Source organism: Pectobacterium brasiliense (assembly GCF_013449685.1).
Lineage (GTDB): Bacteria > Pseudomonadota > Gammaproteobacteria > Enterobacterales > Enterobacteriaceae > Pectobacterium > Pectobacterium brasiliense_A.
Genome location: NZ_JACDSF010000008.1, coordinates 41,461 through 64,812, shown reverse-complemented (window position 1 = coordinate 64,812; position 23,352 = coordinate 41,461). Strand labels below are relative to the sequence as shown.

At 52.5% G+C, this 23,352-nt stretch carries 19 protein-coding genes and 1 tRNA gene; 8 read left to right on the top strand and 12 right to left on the bottom strand.

Translation table 11 applies throughout. The features are described 5' to 3' along the window. Positions 1-67 precede the first annotated feature (67 nt). Complete coding sequence (gene mug, locus H0248_RS03010; RefSeq protein ID WP_180784733.1) at positions 68-571, bottom strand: G/U mismatch-specific DNA glycosylase; 504 nt, start codon at positions 569-571, stop codon at positions 68-70. Positions 572-711: 140 nt separating this feature from the next. On the opposite strand from mug, the gene H0248_RS03005 reads away from it, so the two are divergent. Both H0248_RS03005 and H0248_RS03000 read left to right on the top strand, forming a co-directional pair. Continuing rightward, a tRNA-Ile gene (locus H0248_RS03005) sits at positions 712-787 on the top strand. Positions 788-862: 75 nt separating this feature from the next. Further along, entirely contained in the window at positions 863-1,222 is a 360-nt protein-coding gene (locus tag H0248_RS03000; protein ID WP_180784731.1) for a YebF family protein, read from the top strand. A 21-nt stretch (positions 1,223-1,243) separates the two neighbouring features. On the opposite strand, the gene H0248_RS02995 is transcribed toward H0248_RS03000, so the two are convergent. Then, entirely contained in the window at positions 1,244-2,146 is a 903-nt protein-coding gene (locus H0248_RS02995) for a LysR family transcriptional regulator (RefSeq protein WP_180784729.1), read from the bottom strand. Positions 2,147-2,327: 181 nt separating this feature from the next. Between H0248_RS02995 and H0248_RS02990 the strand changes: the two genes are divergently transcribed. Then, complete coding sequence (locus tag H0248_RS02990) at positions 2,328-3,092, top strand: type 1 glutamine amidotransferase domain-containing protein (protein ID WP_180784726.1); 765 nt, start codon at positions 2,328-2,330, stop codon at positions 3,090-3,092. 295 nt (positions 3,093-3,387) lie between these two features. Further along, positions 3,388-4,776 (top strand): glycoside hydrolase family 1 protein, encoded by a 1,389-nt coding sequence (locus tag H0248_RS02985; protein ID WP_180784724.1) that lies wholly within the window; start codon positions 3,388-3,390, stop codon positions 4,774-4,776. Positions 4,777-4,845: 69 nt separating this feature from the next. Here the strand turns inward: H0248_RS02985 and H0248_RS02980 are convergent, their stop codons facing one another. From H0248_RS02980 to H0248_RS02960, 5 genes are all read right to left on the bottom strand, one after another. Further along, positions 4,846-6,762, bottom strand: a complete 1,917-nt coding sequence (locus tag H0248_RS02980) for a beta-glucoside-specific PTS transporter subunit IIABC (protein WP_180784722.1) — start codon at positions 6,760-6,762, stop codon at positions 4,846-4,848. Positions 6,763-7,081: 319 nt separating this feature from the next. Then, complete coding sequence (gene copM / locus H0248_RS02975) at positions 7,082-7,441, bottom strand: CopM family metallochaperone (protein ID WP_180784720.1); 360 nt, start codon at positions 7,439-7,441, stop codon at positions 7,082-7,084. A gap of 70 nt (positions 7,442-7,511) precedes the next feature. Beyond that, a complete protein-coding gene (locus H0248_RS02970) occupies positions 7,512-8,984 on the bottom strand; it encodes a GGDEF domain-containing protein (protein ID WP_180784718.1) in 1,473 nt (490 codons plus the stop codon). Positions 8,985-9,192: 208 nt separating this feature from the next. Continuing rightward, a complete protein-coding gene (gene spy / locus H0248_RS02965) occupies positions 9,193-9,681 on the bottom strand; it encodes an ATP-independent periplasmic protein-refolding chaperone Spy (protein WP_180784716.1) in 489 nt (162 codons plus the stop codon). Positions 9,682-9,867: 186 nt separating this feature from the next. After that, on the bottom strand, positions 9,868-10,164 hold the full coding sequence (locus H0248_RS02960; RefSeq protein ID WP_180784714.1) for a hypothetical protein: 297 nt from the start codon (positions 10,162-10,164) through the stop codon (positions 9,868-9,870). A 214-nt stretch (positions 10,165-10,378) separates the two neighbouring features. Between H0248_RS02960 and H0248_RS02955 the strand changes: the two genes are divergently transcribed. Beyond that, positions 10,379-12,454, top strand: a complete 2,076-nt coding sequence (locus H0248_RS02955) for an NADPH-dependent 2,4-dienoyl-CoA reductase (RefSeq protein WP_180784712.1) — start codon at positions 10,379-10,381, stop codon at positions 12,452-12,454. A 94-nt stretch (positions 12,455-12,548) separates the two neighbouring features. On the opposite strand, the gene rlmG is transcribed toward H0248_RS02955, so the two are convergent. Next, positions 12,549-13,688, bottom strand: coding sequence for a 23S rRNA (guanine(1835)-N(2))-methyltransferase RlmG (gene rlmG, locus H0248_RS02950; RefSeq protein ID WP_180784710.1), 1,140 nt, complete (start codon positions 13,686-13,688; stop codon positions 12,549-12,551). A gap of 161 nt (positions 13,689-13,849) precedes the next feature. Here rlmG and H0248_RS02945 point away from each other — a divergent pair, with 161 nt between their 5' ends. From H0248_RS02945 to sstT, 3 genes are all read left to right on the top strand, one after another. After that, positions 13,850-14,848 (top strand): Gfo/Idh/MocA family protein, encoded by a 999-nt coding sequence (locus H0248_RS02945; RefSeq protein ID WP_180784708.1) that lies wholly within the window; start codon positions 13,850-13,852, stop codon positions 14,846-14,848. 379 nt (positions 14,849-15,227) lie between these two features. Then, complete coding sequence (locus tag H0248_RS02940; protein WP_010282967.1) at positions 15,228-16,181, top strand: TerC family protein; 954 nt, start codon at positions 15,228-15,230, stop codon at positions 16,179-16,181. Between the two features lie 381 nt (positions 16,182-16,562). Further along, entirely contained in the window at positions 16,563-17,810 is a 1,248-nt protein-coding gene (sstT, locus tag H0248_RS02935) for a serine/threonine transporter SstT (protein ID WP_180784706.1), read from the top strand. An 83-nt stretch (positions 17,811-17,893) separates the two neighbouring features. Here the strand turns inward: sstT and H0248_RS02930 are convergent, their stop codons facing one another. From H0248_RS02930 to uxaC, 4 genes are all read right to left on the bottom strand, one after another. Further along, entirely contained in the window at positions 17,894-18,424 is a 531-nt protein-coding gene (locus tag H0248_RS02930; RefSeq protein ID WP_102117251.1) for a YgjV family protein, read from the bottom strand. 89 nt (positions 18,425-18,513) lie between these two features. Continuing rightward, the gene (locus tag H0248_RS02925; RefSeq protein ID WP_180784704.1) at positions 18,514-20,004 is read right to left on the bottom strand and encodes a UxaA family hydrolase; all 1,491 of its coding nucleotides are present in this window, start codon (positions 20,002-20,004) and stop codon (positions 18,514-18,516) included. Between the two features lie 19 nt (positions 20,005-20,023). Next, entirely contained in the window at positions 20,024-21,490 is a 1,467-nt protein-coding gene (locus tag H0248_RS02920; RefSeq protein WP_180784702.1) for a tagaturonate reductase, read from the bottom strand. 184 nt (positions 21,491-21,674) lie between these two features. After that, entirely contained in the window at positions 21,675-23,084 is a 1,410-nt protein-coding gene (gene uxaC / locus H0248_RS02915) for a glucuronate isomerase (protein WP_180784700.1), read from the bottom strand. Between the last annotated feature and the right edge of the window lie 268 nt (positions 23,085-23,352).

The following is a 23,352-nucleotide window of genomic DNA, read 5'->3' as shown; positions in this document are numbered from 1 at the left end:
AACTGCATGATAAATAGCCTCGGTCCGCCGGGGTTATTTTTTGCCCGTCAAAACGCTCAGATTGGTTTCACGCCTTATTCTGCAACGCCTGATGCAGTTCCTGATACGACGCCACCAGCGACTCCAGCGTCGCACGGTTCAGCCCACTAGGGTTCGGCAGTACCCAAACCTGCGTCTCGCCAATACGCTGCTCCTGACGCCCCCACGAAACCTTCTTGATACCAAACGCCTGACTGAACGCCTGCTTCCCTAACACCGCCAGCGCACGCGGCTGATAGTGCGTCATCTTCTCGACAATCGCATTGCCACCTTGCAGCAGCTCGTCTCGCCCCAGTTCGGTGGCTTCAACCGTTGGGCGCTCCACCAGCATGGTAATGCCGCATCCGGTATCCAGCAGATGCTGTTCTTCCGTGGGTGTCAGCAAACGTTCGGTAAAGCCAGCCTGATAAATCACTTTCCAGAAGCGATTACTGGGGTTAGCGAAGTGGTAACCGTGATGGGCCGTCGACAGCCCGGGGTTGATGCCGCAGAAAACAACCTGAAGATTCATGGCCAAAATATCGGTAATCATGTCTTTCCCTACTTCCGTTGACTACAGCCATCGTAAATTCTGATAAGAATAACAACAAGCTATCTTGAGTATAAAACCACCACCCGGCAGATAGGCTATAGACCTGCCCCCGCACATTACCGTATAATCATCGCCCATTCGGCCCCTTAGCTCAGTGGTTAGAGCAGGCGACTCATAATCGCTTGGTCGCTGGTTCAAGTCCAGCAGGGGCCACCAAATTCAAGGAGTTGCGTTAATAGCGCAGCTCCTTTATTTTTGGGCGTCGGTTTATGTTTATCAGGAAGAAGCGGGATGGAATGGAAAACCAAAACGGCTGGTTGCGTTGCGGCAGCGGTCATCGCCTTAGCGGGCTACGATTATTACCTCAGACATAGTGGCCCGTCCTGCCTGGAGGTGACGTATGAGCAAGCCATCGACTATGTGAAGCACGATTTCCTGACACTCCGCATTCCACGCTGGGTTAAGTTCCAACCCGAACACCTCGGCACCGCAACACCTGTGATTGCTTTTGATAAAGCTGCCTCACCCACGTTATCCGATCCCGAGGTTTACCTCCTGGCATTCACCGTCTCCGGCCCACAGAAAACACACTCGTTGTTTGCCATGTACGAATGTAAAACAGGTTCAGTTGAGTATGCTTCGAAAAACTAACGGATGAATTAGCCCACACATTCACGTCTTAATTATCTGCGAACATACGTCGATAAACGCGCGCAATTTGGGTTGATTCCTCGCAGCTCTTGAGAAATAAAGAAAGAGGCAGTCGTTTCCCGGCGAGAGATCGAGTAACGCAGCTTCCAGCGTGCCGTTTGCCAGCTCGCGTGAAGTATGGAAAGTGGATGAGTAAATAAGCCCAACGCTCCTGACCGCGAGGCTACGCATGAGCTCGCCATCGTTCACGGTAATGGTACCGGCTGGCTCAACTCTTATAGTTTCTTTATTTTCGACAAACTCCCATCGATAAATATCCCCCTTTTCAGGGCGACGAAAGCGAATACATTCGTGATGCACCAGATCGCGCGTCGCTTTAGGCTTACCATTCGCTTTGAAATAGTCCGGCGAACCAAATACCGCCCACTTGAATGGCGGGGAAAGCCGCACTGCGATCATATCCTGTTCGATATATGAACCAATCATGATGCCAGCATCATAGCCTCCAGAGACGAAATTATCGTGACGATTACTCACCGTGATATCGATATTCAAATTCGGCCACGCCTGACGAAATGCAGGGATGAGCGGCTCGATAACATGGGGCAATGCTAAGCGTTCTACGATCAGCTTCAACGTCCCCGATGGTTTTTTTGCCGATTGAGCCACATCTTCAAAACCTGTTGCGATAACGTGTGCCGCAGGCCCGATTCTCAGCAGCAGCTCTTCCCCCGCTTCCGTCAATGCCATCTTGCGCGTCGTGCGGTGGAAAAGTAGCACGCCGAGGCGATGCTCCAGTTTCTGGAGCGATAGGCTCACCGCTCCCGGCGTCTTACCCAGATCGAGCGCGGCTTTACGAATGCTCAAACGTTTCGCTATAGCCAGAAATTCTGCCAGTCCATCAAAACTATCGGATTGCCCCATCAGGGTTCCTCATCGTCATGCAACACAGGGATCATCAAACGCATTTTACGATAATTTATCACGACAATATAAAGTGATTACATCGATTTTTTAAACAATACGTTCCGTTTTTACCGTCTGTTTTCAGCCAATTATCACGGATATAGTGGCGACCATCACCACCTGCTGAAAGGAGTTTTTTATGTCAATCATCAAGCGCTGTGCTGGTCTTATCGCCGCGATGGCTGTGTTTGCCGCAGCCTCCCCTGTTTTCGCCCAGGCCAATTTGAAAGAAGAGAAAGTATTAATCGTCGTCTCCAGTCTGGATAAAAAAACCCCCGATCTCGTTGGCGGTTTCTGGTTCCCAGAACTCACTCATCCGGTCGAGGTTTTTGACAAAGCTGGGCTGGATTACGATATTGCGAGCCCCAAAGGCGGGATGCCTCCGTTTGACGGATTCGATCTCAAAGATCGGGCAAGTCTGGATTTCTGGACTAACCCGGAACACCGCAACAAACTGGCTAATTCAATCCCGCTGGCAAAGGTTGATCCCGCGAAATATAGCGCGATCCTGCTGGTTGGAGGACATGGACCAATGTGGGATTTCGTCAACAATCCTGAGTTGATCAACATCGTGCGTACCATGTACGAGAAAAATGACATCATCAGTGCCGTTTGCCACGGTCCGGCAGGCTTGCTGAATGTGAAGCTCAGCAATGGTGAACTGTTGATTAAAGGCCGTCGCCTTACCGGTTTTACCGCGGAAGAAGAAGTGTCCCGTCATTACGACAAGATCGTTCCGTTTGAACTTGAAGCGGCACTGAAAAAGGATGGCGCAACATTTGAAGAAGCCCCAATATTTGAAAATAAAGTCGTCGTTGATGGGCGACTGATCACCGGCCAAAACCCGGCATCCGCTCAAGCACTGGGCGAAGCCGTCGTCAAGGCACTGAAAGCGAAAGCGTAATTACCGTATCAGCAGGCGTTAGGGGAAAACACCTAACGCCTGTCAGCGCGAATCATGCCAGCAGAGATGCCGTGACTCGCGTCACATAACCAGACGGGGGCATTGCCGCAGAGATTCAGGATTGTATAGTGTTCTAACAAGACGTTACCGCCAATGGCGGGCGAGACTTGGGCAGAGGTGAGTAGTGATACTCTCTTCTGCCCAAGTTTTTTTTTGCCTGTCATCCGGCGGTTCCCAGCGCGGAGCCACAGCCCGACGCAGCGTAATGATGTAGAAAACGATAAGGAGAAATACCATGAAAGCATTCCCCGACGGATTTTTATGGGGCGGTTCAGTCGCAGCAAACCAGGTTGAAGGCGCATGGAATGAAGACGGTAAAGGCGTGTCGACCTCCGATCTTCAGCTAAAAGGCGTGCATGGTCCGGTGACGGAACGCGATGAGAGCATTAGCTGCATCAAAGATCGGGCCATCGATTTTTATCATCAATACCCGCAGGATATTCAGCTGTTTGCCGAAATGGGTTTTAAGGTGTTACGCACCTCGATTGCCTGGACGCGCATTTACCCCGAAGGCGATGAAGCCGAGCCCTGTGAAGCCGGTCTGGCCTTCTACGATCGCCTGTTCGATGAAATGGCAAAACGCCAGATTCAGCCGCTGATTACGCTGTCGCACTATGAAATGCCTTACGGGCTGGTGAAAAAGCTGGGGGGCTGGGGCAACCGTGCCGTCATCGACCATTTTGAGAAGTATGCCCGTACCGTTTTCAGCCGCTATAAAGACAAAGTGAAGCACTGGCTGACCTTCAATGAAATCAATATGGCGCTGCATTCACCCTTTACGGGCATCGGGCTGGGCGGCGAACCCTCGAAGCAAGAGATTTATCAGGCTATTCACCACCAGTTGGTTGCCAGCGCACGCGCGGTAAAAGCCTGCCACGACATTATCCCGGATGCCAAAATCGGCAACATGCTATTGGGCGCGGTGCGCTACCCCATGACCTGCCATCCGAAAGATGTGCTGGAAGCACAGAGCAAGAACCGTGAATGGCTGTTCTTCGGCGATGTGCAGGTACGCGGCACCTATCCGGCCTGGATCCAGCGCTATTTCCGGGAAAATGGTGTCGAACTCACCATTACCGCGCAGGATAAAGACGATCTGAGCCACACCGTAGACTTTGTCTCCTTCAGCTATTACATGAGCGGCTGCGCAACCTTCGAGCCGGAGAAATATCAGTCCTCACGCGGCAATATCATCCGTCTGATTCCTAACCCGCACCTTGAAGCCTCCGAATGGGGCTGGCAGATCGACCCCGAAGGCCTGCGCTTCCTGCTGAACGAGCTGTATGACCGCTATCAGAAGCCGCTGTTCATCGTGGAAAACGGTCTGGGTGCACGCGACGTGGTGGAAGAGGACGGCAGCATTCACGACAGTTACCGCATTGATTACCTGCGTCGCCATCTGATTCAGGTGCGTGAAGCCATCGACGATGGTGTCGAACTGCTGGGCTACACCAGTTGGGGACCGATCGATCTGGTCAGCGCGGGGACGGCGCAGATGTCAAAACGCTACGGCTTTATTCATGTGGATCGCGATGATGATGGCAAAGGTACGCTGGAGCGTCGGCGCAAAGACAGCTTCTACTGGTATCAGGATGTGATTAACAGCAACGGCAAATCGCTGTAACGCTATAGAACATAAGATGATAGAGAAAATCAGACGGCGTATTCACACAGCGCCGTCTGATTTATTGCGTTACGCCAGCGCAATAACCGTGTCTCCTACCCTCAACTGACGTGCTGTACCCGGGCTGAATACGTGATATTCCTCTGCATTCGTAATAACCATCGGCGTCACCGTGTCGTAGCCCGCCTTCTGGATCGCGTCCAGATCGAACTCCAGCAGCAGTTGGCCTTTTGTCACTTTATCGCCTTCTGCAACGTGCATCTGATAATACTGACCTTCCAACTGTACCGTGTTGATGCCGACATGAATCAGAATCTCCACCCCCTTTTGCGAGAGAATGCCGACGGCATGGCCGCTGGCGAACGTGCTGGCAATCATGCCGTCCACCGGCGAATAGATACGACCTTCTTGCGGCAGAATGGCGACCCCCTGTCCGACGACGCCGGAAGAGAACACTTTGTCATTTACCGCTTCCAGCGAAATCAGTTCACCTTTTGCTGGCGACCCCAGCTGTTCAGCCGTTTCAGGTGCGTCTTTCAGCGCCAGAGGCACAGCATTCGCGTTCTGACGTGATACAGGCGCAGCAGGTGTCGCTGTTGAAGAGTGCGTTGGCACTGGCGCTTTTTCAGCAGGCGGTACGGGATCGTCAAACCCAACAATGATGGTCAGCACAAAACTCACCGCGAAGGCGATAGCGCAACCAATAAGGAACCCAACAAAACCTTCGCCGTAGAAAATCGGCAGCGTCAGCAAGCCGGGCATCCCCATAGAGACCGCAGAGCTTTTCGCATAGCCGACGATAGCGCCCCCGATTGCAGCGGCGATCACCGCGCAGATAAACGGTTTTTTCAGCTTCAGCGTCACGCCGTAAACTCCGGGTTCCGTGATGCCAAACAGCGAGGCGATAAACGTACTACCCGCCAGCGCTTTAAGCTTTTTATCTTTGGTACGCACCATGACGCCCAGCAGTGCGCCGGACTGGGCAAAGACCGACGGGCTGGAGGCGGCTTTAAGGTAGCTGTGTCCCATGACCGACAGGTCATTAATAAACACGGTCACGAAACCCCAGTGCACACCGAAGATCACTAAAATCTGCCACGCCGCCGCAATCAGCGCCCCAGCAATAATCGGGTTGAAGCTATAGATGCTGACAAACACCGATGCAATCAGCTTACTAGCCGAGATACCAATCGGCCCGATGGTCATCAGCGTGAGCGGCACCATCAGCGTTAATAGGAAGAACGGCGTTAAAATGTTACGCACGCTTTCGTGAATATGACGATTCAGGAAACGCTCGATATACGACATCAGCCATACGCTGAAGATAATCGGGATCACCGAGGAGGTATATTTCATCATGACGATGGGCAGACCGAAGAACGTCACGGGCTGACCGGCATCAAACAATCCTTGAATCGTCGGGTAAACCAGCGAGCCGGCAATCGACACCGCCACAAAAATGTTGGTTTCAAATTTACGGGCGGAGGTAATCGCCAGCAGCATCGGCAGGAAGTAAAAGAGGCTGTCAGACGCAGCATGCAGGATGACATAGGTACTTTCTTTGGTATTCAGCCACCCGAGCGCAATCACAATAGACAATGCGCCTTTCAGCACCCCTGCCGCCGCCATCGCCCCCAGCAAGGGGGTAAAGATTCCGGCAACCAGATCAATCAGCCGCCCCATCGCAGACGTTGATGCTTCGCTTTCTGCCGTCTGGCGTTTCCCGTCGCCATCCTCCAGCAGCCTGGAGATCGAACCAAAAGCGCGGTACACCTCCGGCACCCGATTCCCGATCACCACCTGCAATTGCCCTGAAGCATTGATGACCGTAATGACGCCATCCAGCGCCTCAAGCGCAGCCACATCCACTTTACCGTGATCCACAATCTTAAAGCGCAAGCGTGTTGCACAATGCACCAGAGTCGAAACGTTCGTCTCTCCTCCGACCAACCTCAGAATATTTTCAGCGAGCACTTTGCTATTCATAATGACTTCCCGTTTCGTCAATGGCTGCAACTGCCTGATACACGTCATCCCACTTGTTGTCCGCTGGCCAGCTGGAAAATAAGCAAAAAAAAACCTGGATAAAGCAGCGTGCTATACGCTGCTTTATCCAGGTCTCGCCCAGAAAATTCTGGTGACGTCCTTTCCTGTTTTCTAACAAGTTCACGCTGAGAAAGCTATCTCTACGTTTTATTCTGTGAAAACAGTCACTAAATTTTTACCAATCAGGCAAAGCCGCCCACTACCCAGCCTGATAAAAACAAAATGACGCCTCTCAGAAGAAGCGCCATCGGAAAATGGACTATTTGCCCTGCTTCTTCAGCCAGGCTTCCATTTGGTCGATCTCTGGCTGCTGGGCTTTGATAATCTCTTCCGCCAGCTTACGCAATTCCGGATCTTTGCCGTATTGCAACTCCGTCTTCGCCATATCAATCGCGCCGCGGTGATGCGCAATCATCCCTTTGGCAAAGGCAATATCAGGGTCGCTGGACTGCATCCCTTCCATCATATCGCTATGCATCGCATCCATCCCTTTCTTATACGCCTGCTGGGAGGACGACGCGTCGTTCGCCGCACCGTGTCCGCTATGCGCGCTGTCGGCCGCGAACGAGAGAAACGGAACCAGCAACGCTGCCGTTAATAACAAATGGACTTTCTTCATCACAACTCCTCAATCAGTCACAGTAACTTTGAGGGTAGACGTTCCAGTAAGGGGAAGGTCAAGGGAAGAGTCAGGCCTCTTCGACCAGTCGCATACAGACACGATTACGCCCCTGCGCTTTCGCTTTATACAACTGCTCGTCCGCCAGCCCGATCAGATCGTAAATATTGCCGCCTTCATGGTGGGGAAACATAGCAACACCAATACTGGTCGTAAAATGGATTTCTCGGCCGTCGGACAGCGTCAGCGCCGTGGATTCCGTAAGATGCCGCAGCGCTTCAGCCATGGCTTCGGATTGCTCAGCCGTCAGGTCATAAGCGGCAATCACGAACTCCTCCCCACCCCAGCGACAAAGGATGTCGCTCGGACGAATCGTAGCACTCAGCATACGGGCAAAGCTGGCGATCAGTTCATCGCCGCAGGCATGGCCGTAGGTATCATTGACCTGCTTAAAATAATCGATATCCAAAAACAGCAGCGTTAGTTGGCGCTTTTTCTTATTCATCAACACGCCCTGCCGCCCGTTAAACATGCTGAGAAAAGCGCGACGATTGAAGGTATTCGTGAGCGCATCCTTCAGGCTGTTGCTTTCGATGATTTTAATCAGCCGCCGGTTCATCGAGACAAAATGAGAGACGCTCAGCATTGCCATAATTAACATGGCGATGTTGAGCCGTGCTGTGGTGAGAAACGAATTAATGTACGCTTCTGAATTCGAATCGATGAGTATACCGACTTGATTAATATAGAGATAATTTAGTATCACGCCGGTAATCGCACAGAGCAACGACATGATCGGAAAAGAGTAATTGAACGCACACAGCGTGAGTGGAATAACGGACAACATAATTAGGCTGGCATCTAGGAAAAAGAGGCTCACTAATAAGAAAATGATGAAGACCAGAAAGGGAAAGATATTTTCTCTGATGTTCTTAGGGCACAGCGGAATATTCCGTAGCGCGCGCAGGATGTCTTTACCCCGTAGGAAAAAGAACGCGAGGATAATACCGGTTCCAAGTTGCTCACTGAACCAGTCCATAAACTCGACATAGCGGTTTCCCGTATCGTAGACATACGCATAAACCCCATACGCCACGCCGGATAAGAACGCGCCGACAAACGTCGAAGCGAAAATAATATAGACGTAATATTTGCTGAATTTTTCAAATATCGACCGCTTTCCGCTAAACCGACATATCAGGCAAAAAGTACACCAGGCGGTCACCATAAAAACCATATTGCACAAACATAACAGCACCTTGGTTTTTAGCGGCGAGTGATTGTCCATCAGTAGCACCGTTGCCGACAGCATCGCCGCATAACTCACCAAAAAACTGCTACAGATAAAGAGAGCTTTACCTGTTATCGTCCCTCTTCTGGCTCTGAAACTGATCATGAGGCAAAAAACCAAAATATTGGCGGGCCAAAACAGCGATAGCTCATCCAACACCCGAAACCGAAATCCCATACAGCTCACGATGAGAGTGGTCAGAAACAGCAGCGGCATGAATTTTATAGTTTTTAACGTCAAATCGTGATTCATCTGCCCTTTACCGCCCGCTATCCGATCATTTCACCTGCTGTCTCCGCGTGAGAATAGCATTAATCATTTCCCTACTCCCAGTGCGATGGCGGCGGGAAAATAAATAAAAAACCACCGGACCGAGGCATTACCCATGAGGTAATACATCAATCCGGTGGTCTACTGACTTGAGTATTTTAGCTATCGCGCCGATTCATGAAATAACATGTTATTCCGCAGGAACGGGTTTGCCGTCAGGTTTTGGCGGTTGAGTCAGTCGTTTTTCAAAATTGTCGTTGTACTGCTTTTTCTGCTCTGGCGTCAGAACGTTGTAAATTTTGTTCTTGGTTTCCAGCCCATTAAGCATTCTGGCCTTGTGCGCGGCGTCGGCTTTATCCAACTGTGCCTGTGCTTTTGCGGCATCAAACGTCTCGGATGCAACCAGGCTATGCATATCACGACGATCGTCCTGCATCGCTTTGTGCATTTTCTCGCGGGACGCTTTCATGATGTCTTTAATTTGCTGCTTCTGCGCTTCCGTCAAATTCAACTCCTTAAACATCGCATCCGGCCCCATCATGCCACGATGCTCCCGCCCTTCTTTCATCATCATCTTGTGTTCCGGGCCAGGACCTTTCGGTGCGTCATTAGCATGCGCGATACCTGCTGCGCCCAATGCCAAAGAAGAAGCAACCAGCATTGCAGTGAGTTTACGCATATTCTATTCCTCTCTCTGAATTGATTTGTCGACGGCGAGTGCCGTGCTACGAGAGAAAGTATAGGCCCGACACCTTCAGTTAATTAGAGCAAGGGTAAATCTCTGCAAGTGTCGGCTCCACATTTGCGGCAATTATGGAGAATGAGGAGGAATTGTGTAAGGAAGCGGAAGGATTACGTTAACGCGTTACCGCAGTGAACGCCTAAAGGCGCTGGCTTCTTGTGCCAACACATCAAGATGGGCATGAACAACCTTCATTTTTTGAATCAGCGGATTACGCTCTGGCGAGCTATCCATCGCACTCAGCTGTGCAGAGAGCCGTTCAATCTGTGTGCAAAGGTAAGCATCACGCGCTTTCGCCTGAAGCAACTGCTGGTGAAGGGAATGATGTTCCTGCCACCACATCTGCTGCTGACGCTGAACGCTTTGCTCTAACGCCCGAAGCGCGCTATCCAGCCGATATTCCAACTCTTCCACCCGCATAACGATACCTTTGCCCAATAAACTCGCGGATTATAATGTCACACGCCCCCGACAACAAACACTCCAGTGCACGATCCCTTGTCTGCCCGCGCTTCTCCCCAAGATTCGCAATGACATCAATCACAATAAATAAACATAAATTTCACAATTCCCTCAATTACGACTAGATTGAACACATGACTCATCAGACCAGTTAACCTCACCGGAGAGTGTAATGACTGCCTACCCTACGCTGCTTTCTCCACTCGATCTTGGCTTCACGACGTTAAAGAACCGTGTGGTGATGGGATCCATGCATACCGGTCTGGAAGAACACCCGGACGGCACCGAAAGGCTGGCAGCATTTTATCGTGAGCGGGCACAGGGGGGCGTAGGCCTGATTGTCACAGGCGGCATTGCGCCAAACGCCAAAGGTGCCGTTGCCAAAGGCGGCGCGACTCTGCATAACGAGGCGCAGATCGCGCATCATCAGGTGCTAACGCAGGCGGTACATGACGCGGGCGGGAAAATCGCACTGCAAATTCTCCACGCCGGCCGCTACAGCTATCAGCCCGATCCGGTCGCACCATCGGCCATTCAGGCACCGATTAACCGCTTTGCACCACGAGAAATGTGCACGCAGGATATTGTGCAAACCATCGACGACTTTGCCCGTTGCGCCGCGCTGGCGCAGCAGGCGGGTTACGACGGCGTAGAAATTATGGGATCGGAAGGCTACCTGATTAATCAGTTTCTGGTGACGCACACCAACCATCGCGATGATGAATGGGGCGGTGACTTCCAGCGCCGTAGCCGCTTCGCGCTTGAAATTGTTCGCGCCGTGCGGGAACGAACAGGGCCGGACTTCATCCTGATTTACCGTTTATCGATGCTCGATCTGATAGAAGAAGGTTCAAGCTGGCAAGAAATTGTGCAACTGGCGCAGGCGATTGAGCAGGCAGGCGCCACCCTCATCAATACCGGTATCGGCTGGCATGAAGCGCGGATTCCGACTATCGCCACGCTGGTGCCGCGCGGTGCCTTCGGCTGGGTAACACAGAAGCTGATGGGGAAAGTCCGCATCCCGCTGATTACCACCAACCGCATCAACGATCCCAGCGTCGCAGAACAGCTTTTAGCCGAGGGTTGTGCCGACATGGTGTCGATGGCGCGTCCTTTTCTCGCCGATGCGGAATTGGTGGCAAAAGCACAGTCGGGACGCGCAGATGAAATCAATACCTGTATCGGCTGTAATCAGGCCTGCCTCGATCAGATTTTTGCCGGCAAGGTCACATCCTGCTTAGTCAACCCGCGCGCCTGCCACGAAACCGAATGGCTGATCCAGCCCGCACGCGTTGCTAAACGCTTTGCGGTAGTCGGCGCAGGGCCTGCTGGTATGGCTTTTGCCGTCAACGCCGCTGCACGCGGCCATCAGGTTACGCTGTTTGAATCATCTTCCTATATCGGCGGACAGTTCAATATTGCCAAACAGATCCCCGGCAAAGCCGAATTTTATGAAACGCTGCGCTACTACCGTCGGCAGCTAGAGTTGCTGGGCGTCACGCTGCGCCTGAGCACGCAGGCAACTGCCGCTGATTTACTCGGTTTTGATGACGTGATTCTGGCCTGTGGCATCGTGCCGCGTATTCCCGCGATTGCAGGTATCGATCACCCTAGCGTGTTGAGCTATCTGGACGTGCTGCGCGACAAAAAGCCAGTCGGCAAGCGGGTTGCCATTATCGGCGCAGGCGGCATCGGTTTCGATACCGCGCACTATCTTTTGAACAACACGCACTATCTTTTGAACAATAATCGTCTTCTTAACGACAGCCATCGTCTTAATCCCCAGTCTTCTCAGGCAGGACATGACGACTTTTATGTGGAATGGGGCATCGATAAGCAGTTGCGGCACCGAGGTGGCCTGCTGCCTCAACAGCCTGACGGACTTCCCCACCAGCGGGACATTACCTTATTACAGCGGAAAACCGGCAAACTCGGTGAAAATCTGGGGAAAACGACAGGCTGGATACATCGCACCACGCTGCTACGCCACGGCGTAACGCTGCTGGGCGGCGTGGAATATCATCATATTGATGATGAGGGGCTGCACATTATCCACGACCAGCAAATGCGCTGTCTGCCGGTGGATAACATCATTATCTGTGCCGGTCAGGAACCTAACCGTAAGCTGTATGACCCCTTACTCGCTGCCGGATGTCACGTTCATCTGATTGGCGGTGCCGATGTGGCGCAGGAATTGGACGCACGCAGAGCGATCGAACAGGCTACCCGGCTGGCCTTAATATTGTAGCTCGTGGGACACATTGAGTTCGTGGAGAAAAGTCAGTTTTGCGAAACAGATTCCGCTTCGTGAGGCTGAATTAGCCTCACAAAGCAGGGGCAGCTTAGCGGGACGAGCCCGTTTTCACCGCGCGCAGTACCGCGAATTTCGTGTTACTGGCGAGGGTTTCACAGTTACCGAATAGGCGCTTCAGCTTGTGGAAATAATCCAGATGGCGATTCCCCACAATGCGCAGTTCTCCGCCGACCTGAAGGCAGCGGCGGGCATCCATAAACATCTGCCAGGCGATTTCGTCCGTCACGGCCTGCTGCTGGTGGAATGGCGGATTACACAATACGGCCTGCAACGTATCACGCTTAACGCGAGCCAATCCGTGGTTCACCACGAAGCTACAGCGCTCAACATCCTGCGGGCGGTTGACTTCAACGTTCGTCTGGCTCGATGCCACCGCCATGTAGGATTCATCAAAGAAGCCGACGGTGGCCTCCGGGTTGGCTTCTAGCGCCGCCAGCCCAATGACGCCGTTGCCACAGCCGAGATCGATGATCTTACCATCTATCTGTTCCGGCAAATGCTGCATAAAGAAACGGGCACCGATATCCAGCCCATTACGCGAATACACGTTAGCCAGGTTTTGAATGCGATAGCCGTAACCATCCAGCTCCCACTCAGTAGTAAGTGGCTGCTCACTGACTTTTAATTCCGCCCACTCACAGTGAACCAGACGCGCCTTTTTCCAGGCCAGCGAGGTTTTCGTTGGCCCCATCACGCGTTCAAACAGTTGCAGCGTAGAGGTATGAATATCCCGAGCTTTCGCCCCAGCGATGATACGCGTTTGCGGCGTAACAACCTTGCGCAACATTCTCAACTGGTGTTCCAGCAGCGCGATCGTTTTCGGTATTTTTATCACCACCAGCGCGGGCGCATCCGGTAGTTCCGCCATGCTATCCAACAGGGTTACCGCATCGACAGCATAATCGTTCAGTTCCAGATTATGTCGCGTCGCCAGTTGGCTCAGGTAAGAGTCGCTGATACTAACGGGCGATTGTGCCTGTAAACCGCAGGCCAGCGCACCAAACGTATCATTGAAAATCAGGCGCGGACCCGGCGCGATTTCCATGCTAGCCAGTTCACGCAGCAGATATTCATCTGCGGCATCCCACGCCTGTAGCGCCGAGTTTTCAGCGACCTGAGGGTAACGCACCAACGTCAGGTTGCACGTTTCCAATTCGAGTTGGCTCATTAGCCTCTCCTGCATCATAAAATTTGCGCTGTTTATCCCTTAAAATAGCCCGTCAGTAAATGCTTTTCTCTGCCAGAACCGGAAATGATTGACGTTGCCTTGTCATTTCACCGTGATAATCTCCATAGTCATCACAAATGCCTTCAGGATACCAAACGCTTATGATTCGCTTCGCCATTGTAGGAACCAGTTGGATCACCCGTCAGTTTGTTGATGCAGCCCACGAAACCGGCAAACTGAAGCTCACCGCTATCTATTCACGTACGGCAGAAAAAGCGCAGCCGTTTCAAGCCGATTACATGGTGGATACGCTGTTTGATTCACTGGAAGCCATGGCGAAATCCGATCTTATCGACGCCGTGTATCTGGCTAGTCCTAATTCCCTGCATTGCGAACAGGCGCTGCTTTTCCTGAGCCACGGCAAGCACGTCATCTGCGAAAAACCGCTGGCTTCCAACCGCTATGAAGTCGAACAAATGATCGCCTGTGCCAGAGAAAATCAGGTCGTACTCTTTGAAGCCTTCAAAACTGCCAGCCTACCCAACTTTAGCGTGATCCAGCAGGCGCTGCCAAAAGTCGGTCGGCTGCGTAAAGTGGTGCTGAACTACTGCCAATATTCCTCGCGCTACCCGCGCTATCTGGCAGGTGAGAACCCCAATACGTTCAATCCGGCGTTCTCCAACGGTTCCATCATGGATATCGGCTACTACTGTCTGGCCTTCGCCGTGGCGCTGTGGGGAGAGCCGTGTACCACGCAGGCCAGCGCGACACTGCTGGAAAGTGGCGTTGATGCGCATGGCAGCGTCATCCTGAATTACGGCGATTTCGATGTGACCATCGTCCACTCCAAAGTCAGCCATTCCGCTATCCCCAGTGAAATTCAGGGGGAAGACGGGTCGCTGGTGATTGAAAAAGTGTCCGAATGCCATAACGTGAAATTCATCCCGCGTGAAGGCAAGCAGGTTGATCTCAGCCAGCCGCAGCATATCAACAGCATGCTGTACGAAGCCGAGGTCTTTGCCACGCGGGTCAACGATAACGACATTAACCATGCGGAACTGGCACGATCGCGCACCGTTTCGGGGCTGCTGACGGAAATTCGCCGCCAAACGGGTGTCGTATTTCCTGCCGACGCCGCGACACCGGGAAATGCGGAGTAAGGCAGCGATAATTATTTGACCACGATCATCTTTTCACCTATCTTCTGTCAGGCAAAGGGGAGTAACTTTTCCGCCAGCTAATCGTCATTACGATGCTTATATACCCAATAGATTTCACGTTGCAGGAAGGCGGCAAACGAGCGAGTCCCGATGAGCTTACATAAGTAAGTGATTCGGGTGAGTAAGAGCAGCCAACACACCTGCAGTGTGAAAGATGAAGGGTTATCGCATCCGGTTACTGGGCGACCTTGATGAGACAGCTTCATTAATGTTGTAAGTGAGACCTTGCCGGAAGGCGAGGTGCATCTGCAGCTTTAATAACAAGCGGCCAGCGTCCTTCCGATGTTGGCCGTTTTTGTTTCTATTTAAGGATCTTGCTATGCACACCATCGGCACGCCATGGTTATGGGGCAGCTTCGCTGCCATTGTTATAGTGATGCTGGCCATCGACCTGCTCTATCAAGGGCGCAAAGGGTCGACGGTAATGACGTTCAAACAGGCTGCCGTCTGGTCTATCATCTGGGTCACGCTCTCTCTGCTGTTCAACGCCGGTTTCTGGTGGTATCTGGATGGTACTATGGGTCGCGAGGTGGCCAACGCCCAATCGCTCGCCTTCCTGACTGGTTATTTGATCGAGAAAGCGCTTGCTGTCGATAACGTCTTCGTCTGGCTGATGCTCTTCGGCTACTTCGCCGTTCCCCCGCAATACCAACGCCGCGTGCTGATTTACGGCGTGCTGGGTGCCATCGTTCTCAGAACGCTGATGGTGTTTGGCGGCAGTTGGCTCGTCACGCAGTTCCAATGGCTGCTCTACGTGTTCGGTGCATTCCTGCTGTTCACCGGTCTTAAAATGGCGCTGGCGAAAGAAGATGGCGGCGCGATCGGCGACAAACCGCTGGTGCGCTGGCTACGCAGTCGTCTGCGCATGACGGATAGTATCGAGAATGAAAAATTCTTCGTCCGTCGTAACGGCATCCTGTATGCCACGCCGCTGTTTCTGGTGCTGATTATGGTTGAAATCAGCGACGTGATTTTCGCCGTAGACAGTATCCCAGCTATTTTCGCCGTCACGACCGATCCCTTTATCGTGCTGACGTCGAACCTGTTCGCTATTCTGGGCCTGCGTGCGATGTACTTCCTGCTGGCTGGCGTGGCTGAACGCTTCTCGCTGTTGAAATATGGTCTGGCCGTCATCCTGATCTTCATCGGTACCAAGATGATGCTCATCGACATTTTCCATATTCCGGTGGCAATTTCTCTGGGCGTCGTTGCCAGCATTCTGGTCATCACCATGCTGATCAACGTCTGGGTGAACAAACGCGCCGAGCGTTAATTCTGCCTTTCACCTCTCCGCACGGCTTCAGCTGTGCGGAGAGGACTTCCTCATCCCATCCTTTCTTCATTCAATCATTCCTGCACGTGCACTACGCAACAATCAGCGCTACGCAACAGCCTGCAGAGTGATGGACAAAGATATCCGTCATAAAAAAACGCTGGGAGCGTTTTTCAACGTTGCGCAGCAACGGCCCGAAGGGTGACGGACAAGGATGTCCGTCATAAAAAACTACATCATTGCTTTTCTCAAGAACAAATTCTCATATACTGATACGCGCAAACACATATCGTTACGGAAAGAAAAAGTCACCCGACACACGTCAGAGGTGCCAACTCCGTACAAACAACCACTTAGCGGAACGGTTATCCCGTCAAAATTATGGCAACTCAACACTCTCGTTTTTTGCAGTACATTACCCACGGCAGCCTAGTTAAACAGATTCTTCTGGGGCTTGCGGCTGGTATTATTCTGGCTTCACTGTCCACACAGGCTGCACTGGCAGTTGGCTTATTGGGAACGCTGTTCGTCGGCGCATTGAAAGCCGTCGCCCCGATTCTGGTACTCATGCTGGTGATGGCATCTATCGCCAACCACCAACAGGGGCAAAAAACCAATATCCGCCCGATCCTGTTTCTCTACCTCATCGGTACCTTCTCTGCGGCCTTCATTGCCGTCGTGTTGAGTATCACGTTTCCCTCTACGCTAGCACTGAGTTCGCAAGCTACTGACATCACGCCACCATCGGGGATTGTCGAAGTATTAAAAGGCCTGTTGATGAGTGTTGTCGCTAACCCGATTCACGCTCTGCTCAATGCCAACTACATCGGTATTCTGGTGTGGGCTGTAGGTCTGGGGTTAGCTTTCCGTCATGGGTCAGCTTCCACAAAGAACCTGATCAGCGATGCATCTCATGCAGTAACGGCTATCGTGCGTGTTGTGATCCGCTTCGCACCGCTGGGGATCTTTGGTCTGGTCGCCTCAACGTTGGCGGAAACCGGCTTCGGTGCACTGTGGGGCTACGCCCACCTGCTGATAGTGTTGATCGGTGGTATGTTGCTGGTTGCACTGGTGATCAACCCGCTGATCGTCTACTGGAAGATTCACCGCAACCCTTATCCGCTGGTGCTGCGCTGCCTGCGTGAGAGCGGCGTAACGGCCTTCTTTACCCGTAGCTCTGCCGCCAATATTCCAGTCAATATGGAACTGTGTCGTAAGCTGAATCTGAATGAAGATAGCTATTCCGTCGCCATTCCTCTGGGCGCTACCATCAATATGGCCGGTGCCGCGATTACCATTACGGTACTGGCGCTGGCAGCCGTTCATACACTAGGGATTGAAGTTGATATCGCCACTGCATTATTACTGAGCGTGGTGGCATCTATCTGTGCCTGTGGCGCATCGGGTGTGGCGGGTGGTTCACTGCTATTGATTCCACTGGCGTGCAGCATGTTCGGCATCTCCAACGATATCGCCATGCAGGTGGTTGCGGTTGGCTTCATCATTGGCGTATTGCAGGACTCCGCAGAAACGGCATTAAACTCATCAACGGACGTGATTTTTACCGCTGCTGTCTGTCAGGCAGAAGATGCCAAACTGGCGGAAAAAGAGCGTTTGAATCTGCTGTAACGGATTAGGGATTAATTATCCCCTTTCCTCTAACGCCGTTCGCGTCAAAACGAACGGCGTTAGATTAGGAGAAACGCCTGAAATTACGCTTTATTCTCTACGCTGAAAGGGTCGATGCCGCGCTGCTGCATGCGCCAGAAGCGGATGATGTTAAAGCCATTCATCAGCAGGAAACTGCCTTCGATCAGCGATCCACCAATCGAACCCAGCCAAATATTATGCGCGACCCAGCAGGCGGTTGAGCACCACATCACGCAGCGCGTCGTCAACCCAGACGTGCGGAACAGCGCCCAGGTGCTGGCGACGGTGCCTGCTATCGGCAGCAGTTCCATCGCATGGTTCATACCCGACAAACCAAAGAGCAGCGTCAGTGAGATAAAGACAAACATCACGAGGATGTTGTGCGTTTTCAGTGAGATTAGCGTACGTGCCGAGTTCAACAATGCGCTGGCGCCTGCCGCATTCGCCCCCATCAGGAAGAAATGCAGGCCAATAACGGCGCTGTATGCCGAGAGCTGTATTTTGAATTTTTGATCGTTACGGTTGAAAAACATGGTGATACCGACCAGAAATGCCAGTACACCAACAGACTGGGCAATCCAATACTGTGTCATGATCCCTGCCTCTAAAAAGTTGTGGCGAAAAAAAACGGCGCCATTATAAAAATGAAACGCCGTTTTATTTTAATTGGAATGAATATAATTTACAACGTCACGCCGCTCTTAAATATGGCTAATTCGCGGAAGTCGTTCACTTCATTCTTCGTCAGCTTGCCGTCAGCAATCTCGACAATCAGCTCGACAAACTGGCTTAACAGCTCATCCATCGGTATGTCGTGAATCAGACGTCCCGCATCGAAATCAATCCAGTGCGGTTTCTTCTTCGCCAGCTCGCTGTTGGTCGCCAGTTTTACGGTAGGCACGAACCCGCCGTAAGGTGTGCCGCGCCCAGTACTGAACAGCACCATGTGGCAACCAGCACCCGCCAGTGCGCTGGTTGCGACGGCATCATTCCCCGGTGCGCTGAGCAGGTTGAGCCCTGGGGTATGTAAGCGCTCACCATATTTCAGCACGTCCACTACCTTGCTCTGTCCGGCCTTTTGCGTACAGCCCAGTGATTTCTCTTCCAGCGTGGTGATCCCGCCCGCTTTGTTACCCGGCGAGGGGTTCTCGTAAATCGGCTGGTTGTGCGCGATGAAGTACTGTTTGAAGTCATTCACCATGTGAACGGTTTTTTCAAACGTCGCTTCATCACGGCAGCGGCTCATCAAAATACGTTCCGCACCGAACATCTCTGGCACCTCGGTCAGCACAGTAGTGCCGCCGTTGGCGATCAGATAGTCAGAGAAACGCCCTAACAGCGGGTTGGCAGTAATACCAGACAGCCCATCGGAGCCACCGCATTCCAGACCAAACTTCAGCTCGCTCAGCTTACCCGGCTCGCGTTTGTCATGGCGCATCGCCTCATACAGCGTATGCAGCCGCTCCAGACCGGCTTCGACTTCATCGTCCTGCTGCTGGCACACCATGAACGTCACGCGATCGGAATCAAAATCGCCCAGCGTCGTACGGAAGGCGTCAACCTGATTGTTCTCACAGCCCAGACCGATCACCAGTACTGCCCCCGCATTCGGGTGACGCACCATGTTTTGCAGCATCGTGCGGGTGTTTTCGTGATCCTGACCGAGCTGTGAACAGCCAAAGGTATGGCTGAACAGGTAAACGCCGTCAATCCCTTCCGCATCGTTAGTTTCTTTCAGGAAACGCTGCTGAATCTGACGTGCAATCCCGTTCACGCAACCAACGGTTGGCAGGATCCACAACTCATTACGGATACCGACATCGCCATTTTTGCGACGATAGAGCTGCACATCCCGATCGCCCATCTGTGGCGGCAGTTCGAGGAACTCAGGCTGATACTGATATTCATCCAGATCGCTCAGATTGGTTTTCGCATTCTGGGAATGGATGTGTTCTCCGGGAGCAATAGACACCAACGCATGGCCGATCGGCAGGCCATACTTGGTAATCATTTCTCCCGGTGCGATGGTTTCCAGCGCGAACTTATGTCCGCGCACGACAGGTTGCTGAAGTGTCACCGTATGGCTATCCACCGACACCGTTTCGCCTTGCTCGACATCACGCAGGGCGACAGCCACATTGTCCAGAGAATGAATTTTTATAATACTTTGCATGGATAACCCTTCTTACTGATTAGCAATAACCTTCCACGGCTGCGCGCATGCCGCGCTCAACGATGGTTTGCAACTGTTCAGTCACCTGCGCAGCCAAGCCAGGAACCTGTGTTAAATCCTGTTCCCAGTGATCGGCATCGCGCAGTACGACATTCACCAGCTCAGCCAGGCTGACGGTGTTTTCTTTTACGCCCGCCCACAGCGTGGAATAACGTTCCAGCCAGTGTGCATCGTCCTGCAATGGATAGGTTTGTAACGCATCGCCTTCACCGCTGCGCTCGCCGCGATAGAATGCAATCAAGGCCGCCAGCGCAAACGTCAAGCGAGCAGATAGCTCACCGTGACGTTCACGGTAGGTCAGCAGTTGCGGCAGAATACGGGTGCGGAATTTGGTCATGCCATTCAGCGAGATAGATAACAGCTGATGCTGAATGAACGGGTTACGGAAGCGGCTGAGCACAGCCTGAGCAAATGACGTCAGTTCGTCGTGCGGCAAATCCAATACCGGCACAATCTCTTCGGCAATCGTCTTTTCTACGAATTTTCCAATCAGGGCATCATTCATCGATTCACCAACGGTATCCAGACCCGCCAAGAATGCCACCGGCACCAGCGCAGTATGAGCACCGTTGAGAATCGCGACTTTACGTTCTTTGTACGGCTTGATGTCATCAACGATACGAACGTTCAGATCCAGCTTGTTCAGACGCAATTCTTCCGCCAGCCACTGTGGCCCTTGAATCACGAACAGGTAGAAGTGTTCTGCCGTATCCCAAAAGGTATCCTGATAACCCATTTCCTGCTGTAGCGCTTCCACTTCGGCACGCGGGTAACCCGTCACAATGCGGTCAACCAGCGTCGAGCAGAAGGTGTTGTGATCGTTCAGCCAGGCGGTAAACGTTGGCGTCAGTTTCCACTGTGCGGCATAGCGCAGCACCAGCTCTTTCAGCGCCACACCGTTGTAATCAATCAGCTCGCACGGCAGCAGCACCCAGCCTTTATCCGCCGCGCCGTCAAAATGACAGAAGCGCTCATACAGCAGACGGGTTAATTTCGCCGGGAAGCTGACAGGCGGTGCATCGCTGAGGCGATCTTCTGCGTGATAGCTGATACCCGCTTCGGTGGTATTGGAGAACACGAAGCGAATATTCGGATCGTACGCCAGCGCCAGATACTCATCGAACTGACGGTACACATTAATTTCACGGTTTACCGAACGAATCAGACGGGGCTCGCGAACCGCCTCGCCCTGCTCGTTCAGACCACGGATAATCGTAGTGTACAGCCCATCCTGCGTGTCCAGCGCGGGCGGGAAATCAGAATCGATCGGGCGAACCACGACAATCCCCGCATCCAGATCGGTGTGCTCATTCAGCAAATCCAACTGCCAGTCAACGAAGGCGCGCAGGAAGTTACCTTCACCAAACTGGATGACCCGATCCGGGTGTTGACGACCGGGGAAGTTACGACGATTTAACGTTTGCATTAACAGGCTACCTTAGGACGAATCTCACATTCAGGGCACGACCGATCGACCACCGTCATTCTTGCCCTATATTCATATTCACCCGCACCGAATCACCACCGGTGCCGATGACAAAAGACCGAGACACCGAGAGCCGCGGCTTAACTGCCGCGTCCCTCGTGCAACTCACACCGATGCGGTGGAATTACAGCTCGATGGCAAAATAGTTTTTAGCGTTATCGAAACAGATGTTTTTCACCATTTCGCCCAGCAACGGCAGGTCGGCTGGCGCTTCGCCATCTTCCACCCAGCGGCCAATCATCTGGCACAGGATGCGGCGGAAATATTCATGGCGGGTGTAAGACAGGAAGCTACGGCTATCGGTCAGCATGCCGACGAAACGGCTCAGCAGACCAAGCTGTGCGAGCTGAGTCATCTGGCGCTGCATGCCGTCCTTCTGATCGTTGAACCACCAGCCGGAACCGAATTGCATCTTGCCCGGCATCCCTTCGCCCTGGAAGTTACCGATCATGGTGCCGAGCACTTCGTTATCGCGCGGATTCAGGCAGTAAAGGATGGTTTTCGGCAGCAGGTTTTCTTCATTCTGCTTGCTGAGCAGACGAGACAGTTCCTGAGCCAGCGGACGGTCGTTGATGGAATCGAAACCTACATCCGGCCCCAGCAGTTTGAACTGACGCAGGTTGTTGTTACGCAGAGCACCAATGTGATACTGCTGAACCCAGCCGCGACGGGCATATTCCGCACCCAGCCAGACCAGAACGCCGGTCTTGAACTGTGCTACTTCATGTTCACTCAGCGTTTCACCCGCAAGACGACGCGCCAGAATGTTATCCAGCGTTGCCTCATCCGCTTCGGCAAACATCACCACATCCAGCGCGTGGTCAGACACTTTACAGCCGTGTGCCGCGAAGTGCTCCAGACGCTTGGTCAGCGCCGTTTGCAGATCGCTGAAACGACGAATGTCAGTGTCGGAGACTTCACCCAGTTTCGCCATGTAGTCGTTGAAGGTTGCCAGCTCAATGTTGAACGCTTTATCCGGGCGCCAGCTCGGCAACACTTTGATAGAGAAGCTTGAATCCTGAGCAACGGTTTTATGGTGGCGCAGATCGTCAATCGGATCGTCTGTCGTACCCACCATTTTCACGTTCATCTGCTGCATGATGCCGCGCGCGGTAAAGTCATCGCGCTCCAGCATGGCATTACAACGATCCCAAATGTCTTTTGCCGTGCTCGGTGACAGCAGCGTGCCGGTTACACCGAACGGACGACGCAGTTCCAGGTGTGTCCAGTGGTAAAGCGGGTTGCCGATGGTGTGCGGCACGGTAGCGGCCCAAGCTTCAAATTTTTCCCAATCGCTGGCATCACCGGTACACAAACGCTCAGGCACGCCGTTGGTGCGCATCGCGCGCCACTTGTAGTGATCGCCTTTCAGCCAGATGTCATACAAATTTTTAAAGCGATAGTTTTCTGCGATCTGCTCAGGCGGCAAATGGCAGTGATAGTCAAATATCGGTTGGTCGACGGCATACTCATGATAAAGACGACGGGCAAATTCACTGTCTAACAGAAAATCTTCACTCATAAACTGGGGCATGTTCTCTTCCTTACCGTGCTTCTTGTGCACCAAATTAGTTGACCGTTAAAAGATATCACACCAATTATGCGCGATATCTCACAGTATTTGTGAGGTCATGATCGCAAAAATGTAACAAACAGTACAATAACTCAGCATTTATCGCCGTAAAAGGCCTGCCTCTCTCGGTTTAAACGAGGAATCTGCTATTCCATATAAAAATAATGGTTTTGTGATATCACTCAACTTTTAAAGTTGTATGACAAATTATTGTAGCGCTGCCTTAAGC

Excerpts from the sequence above, each read along its gene's own strand:
- mug (WP_180784733.1), bottom strand. The coding sequence starts at position 571 with ATGATTACCGATATTTTGGCCATGAATCTTCAGGTTGTTTTCTGCGGC.
- H0248_RS03000 (WP_180784731.1), top strand. The coding sequence starts at position 863 with ATGGAATGGAAAACCAAAACGGCTGGTTGCGTTGCGGCAGCGGTCATC.
- H0248_RS02995 (WP_180784729.1), bottom strand. The coding sequence starts at position 2,146 with ATGGGGCAATCCGATAGTTTTGATGGACTGGCAGAATTTCTGGCTATA.
- H0248_RS02990 (WP_180784726.1), top strand. The coding sequence starts at position 2,328 with ATGTCAATCATCAAGCGCTGTGCTGGTCTTATCGCCGCGATGGCTGTG.
- H0248_RS02985 (WP_180784724.1), top strand. The coding sequence starts at position 3,388 with ATGAAAGCATTCCCCGACGGATTTTTATGGGGCGGTTCAGTCGCAGCA.
- H0248_RS02980 (WP_180784722.1), bottom strand. The coding sequence starts at position 6,762 with ATGAATAGCAAAGTGCTCGCTGAAAATATTCTGAGGTTGGTCGGAGGA.
- copM (WP_180784720.1), bottom strand. The coding sequence starts at position 7,441 with ATGAAGAAAGTCCATTTGTTATTAACGGCAGCGTTGCTGGTTCCGTTT.
- H0248_RS02970 (WP_180784718.1), bottom strand. The coding sequence starts at position 8,984 with ATGAATCACGATTTGACGTTAAAAACTATAAAATTCATGCCGCTGCTG.
- spy (WP_180784716.1), bottom strand. The coding sequence starts at position 9,681 with ATGCGTAAACTCACTGCAATGCTGGTTGCTTCTTCTTTGGCATTGGGC.
- H0248_RS02960 (WP_180784714.1), bottom strand. The coding sequence starts at position 10,164 with ATGCGGGTGGAAGAGTTGGAATATCGGCTGGATAGCGCGCTTCGGGCG.
- H0248_RS02955 (WP_180784712.1), top strand. The coding sequence starts at position 10,379 with ATGACTGCCTACCCTACGCTGCTTTCTCCACTCGATCTTGGCTTCACG.
- rlmG (WP_180784710.1), bottom strand. The coding sequence starts at position 13,688 with ATGAGCCAACTCGAATTGGAAACGTGCAACCTGACGTTGGTGCGTTAC.
- H0248_RS02945 (WP_180784708.1), top strand. The coding sequence starts at position 13,850 with ATGATTCGCTTCGCCATTGTAGGAACCAGTTGGATCACCCGTCAGTTT.
- H0248_RS02940 (WP_010282967.1), top strand. The coding sequence starts at position 15,228 with ATGCACACCATCGGCACGCCATGGTTATGGGGCAGCTTCGCTGCCATT.
- sstT (WP_180784706.1), top strand. The coding sequence starts at position 16,563 with ATGGCAACTCAACACTCTCGTTTTTTGCAGTACATTACCCACGGCAGC.
- H0248_RS02930 (WP_102117251.1), bottom strand. The coding sequence starts at position 18,424 with ATGACACAGTATTGGATTGCCCAGTCTGTTGGTGTACTGGCATTTCTG.
- H0248_RS02925 (WP_180784704.1), bottom strand. The coding sequence starts at position 20,004 with ATGCAAAGTATTATAAAAATTCATTCTCTGGACAATGTGGCTGTCGCC.
- H0248_RS02920 (WP_180784702.1), bottom strand. The coding sequence starts at position 21,490 with ATGCAAACGTTAAATCGTCGTAACTTCCCCGGTCGTCAACACCCGGAT.
- uxaC (WP_180784700.1), bottom strand. The coding sequence starts at position 23,084 with ATGCCCCAGTTTATGAGTGAAGATTTTCTGTTAGACAGTGAATTTGCC.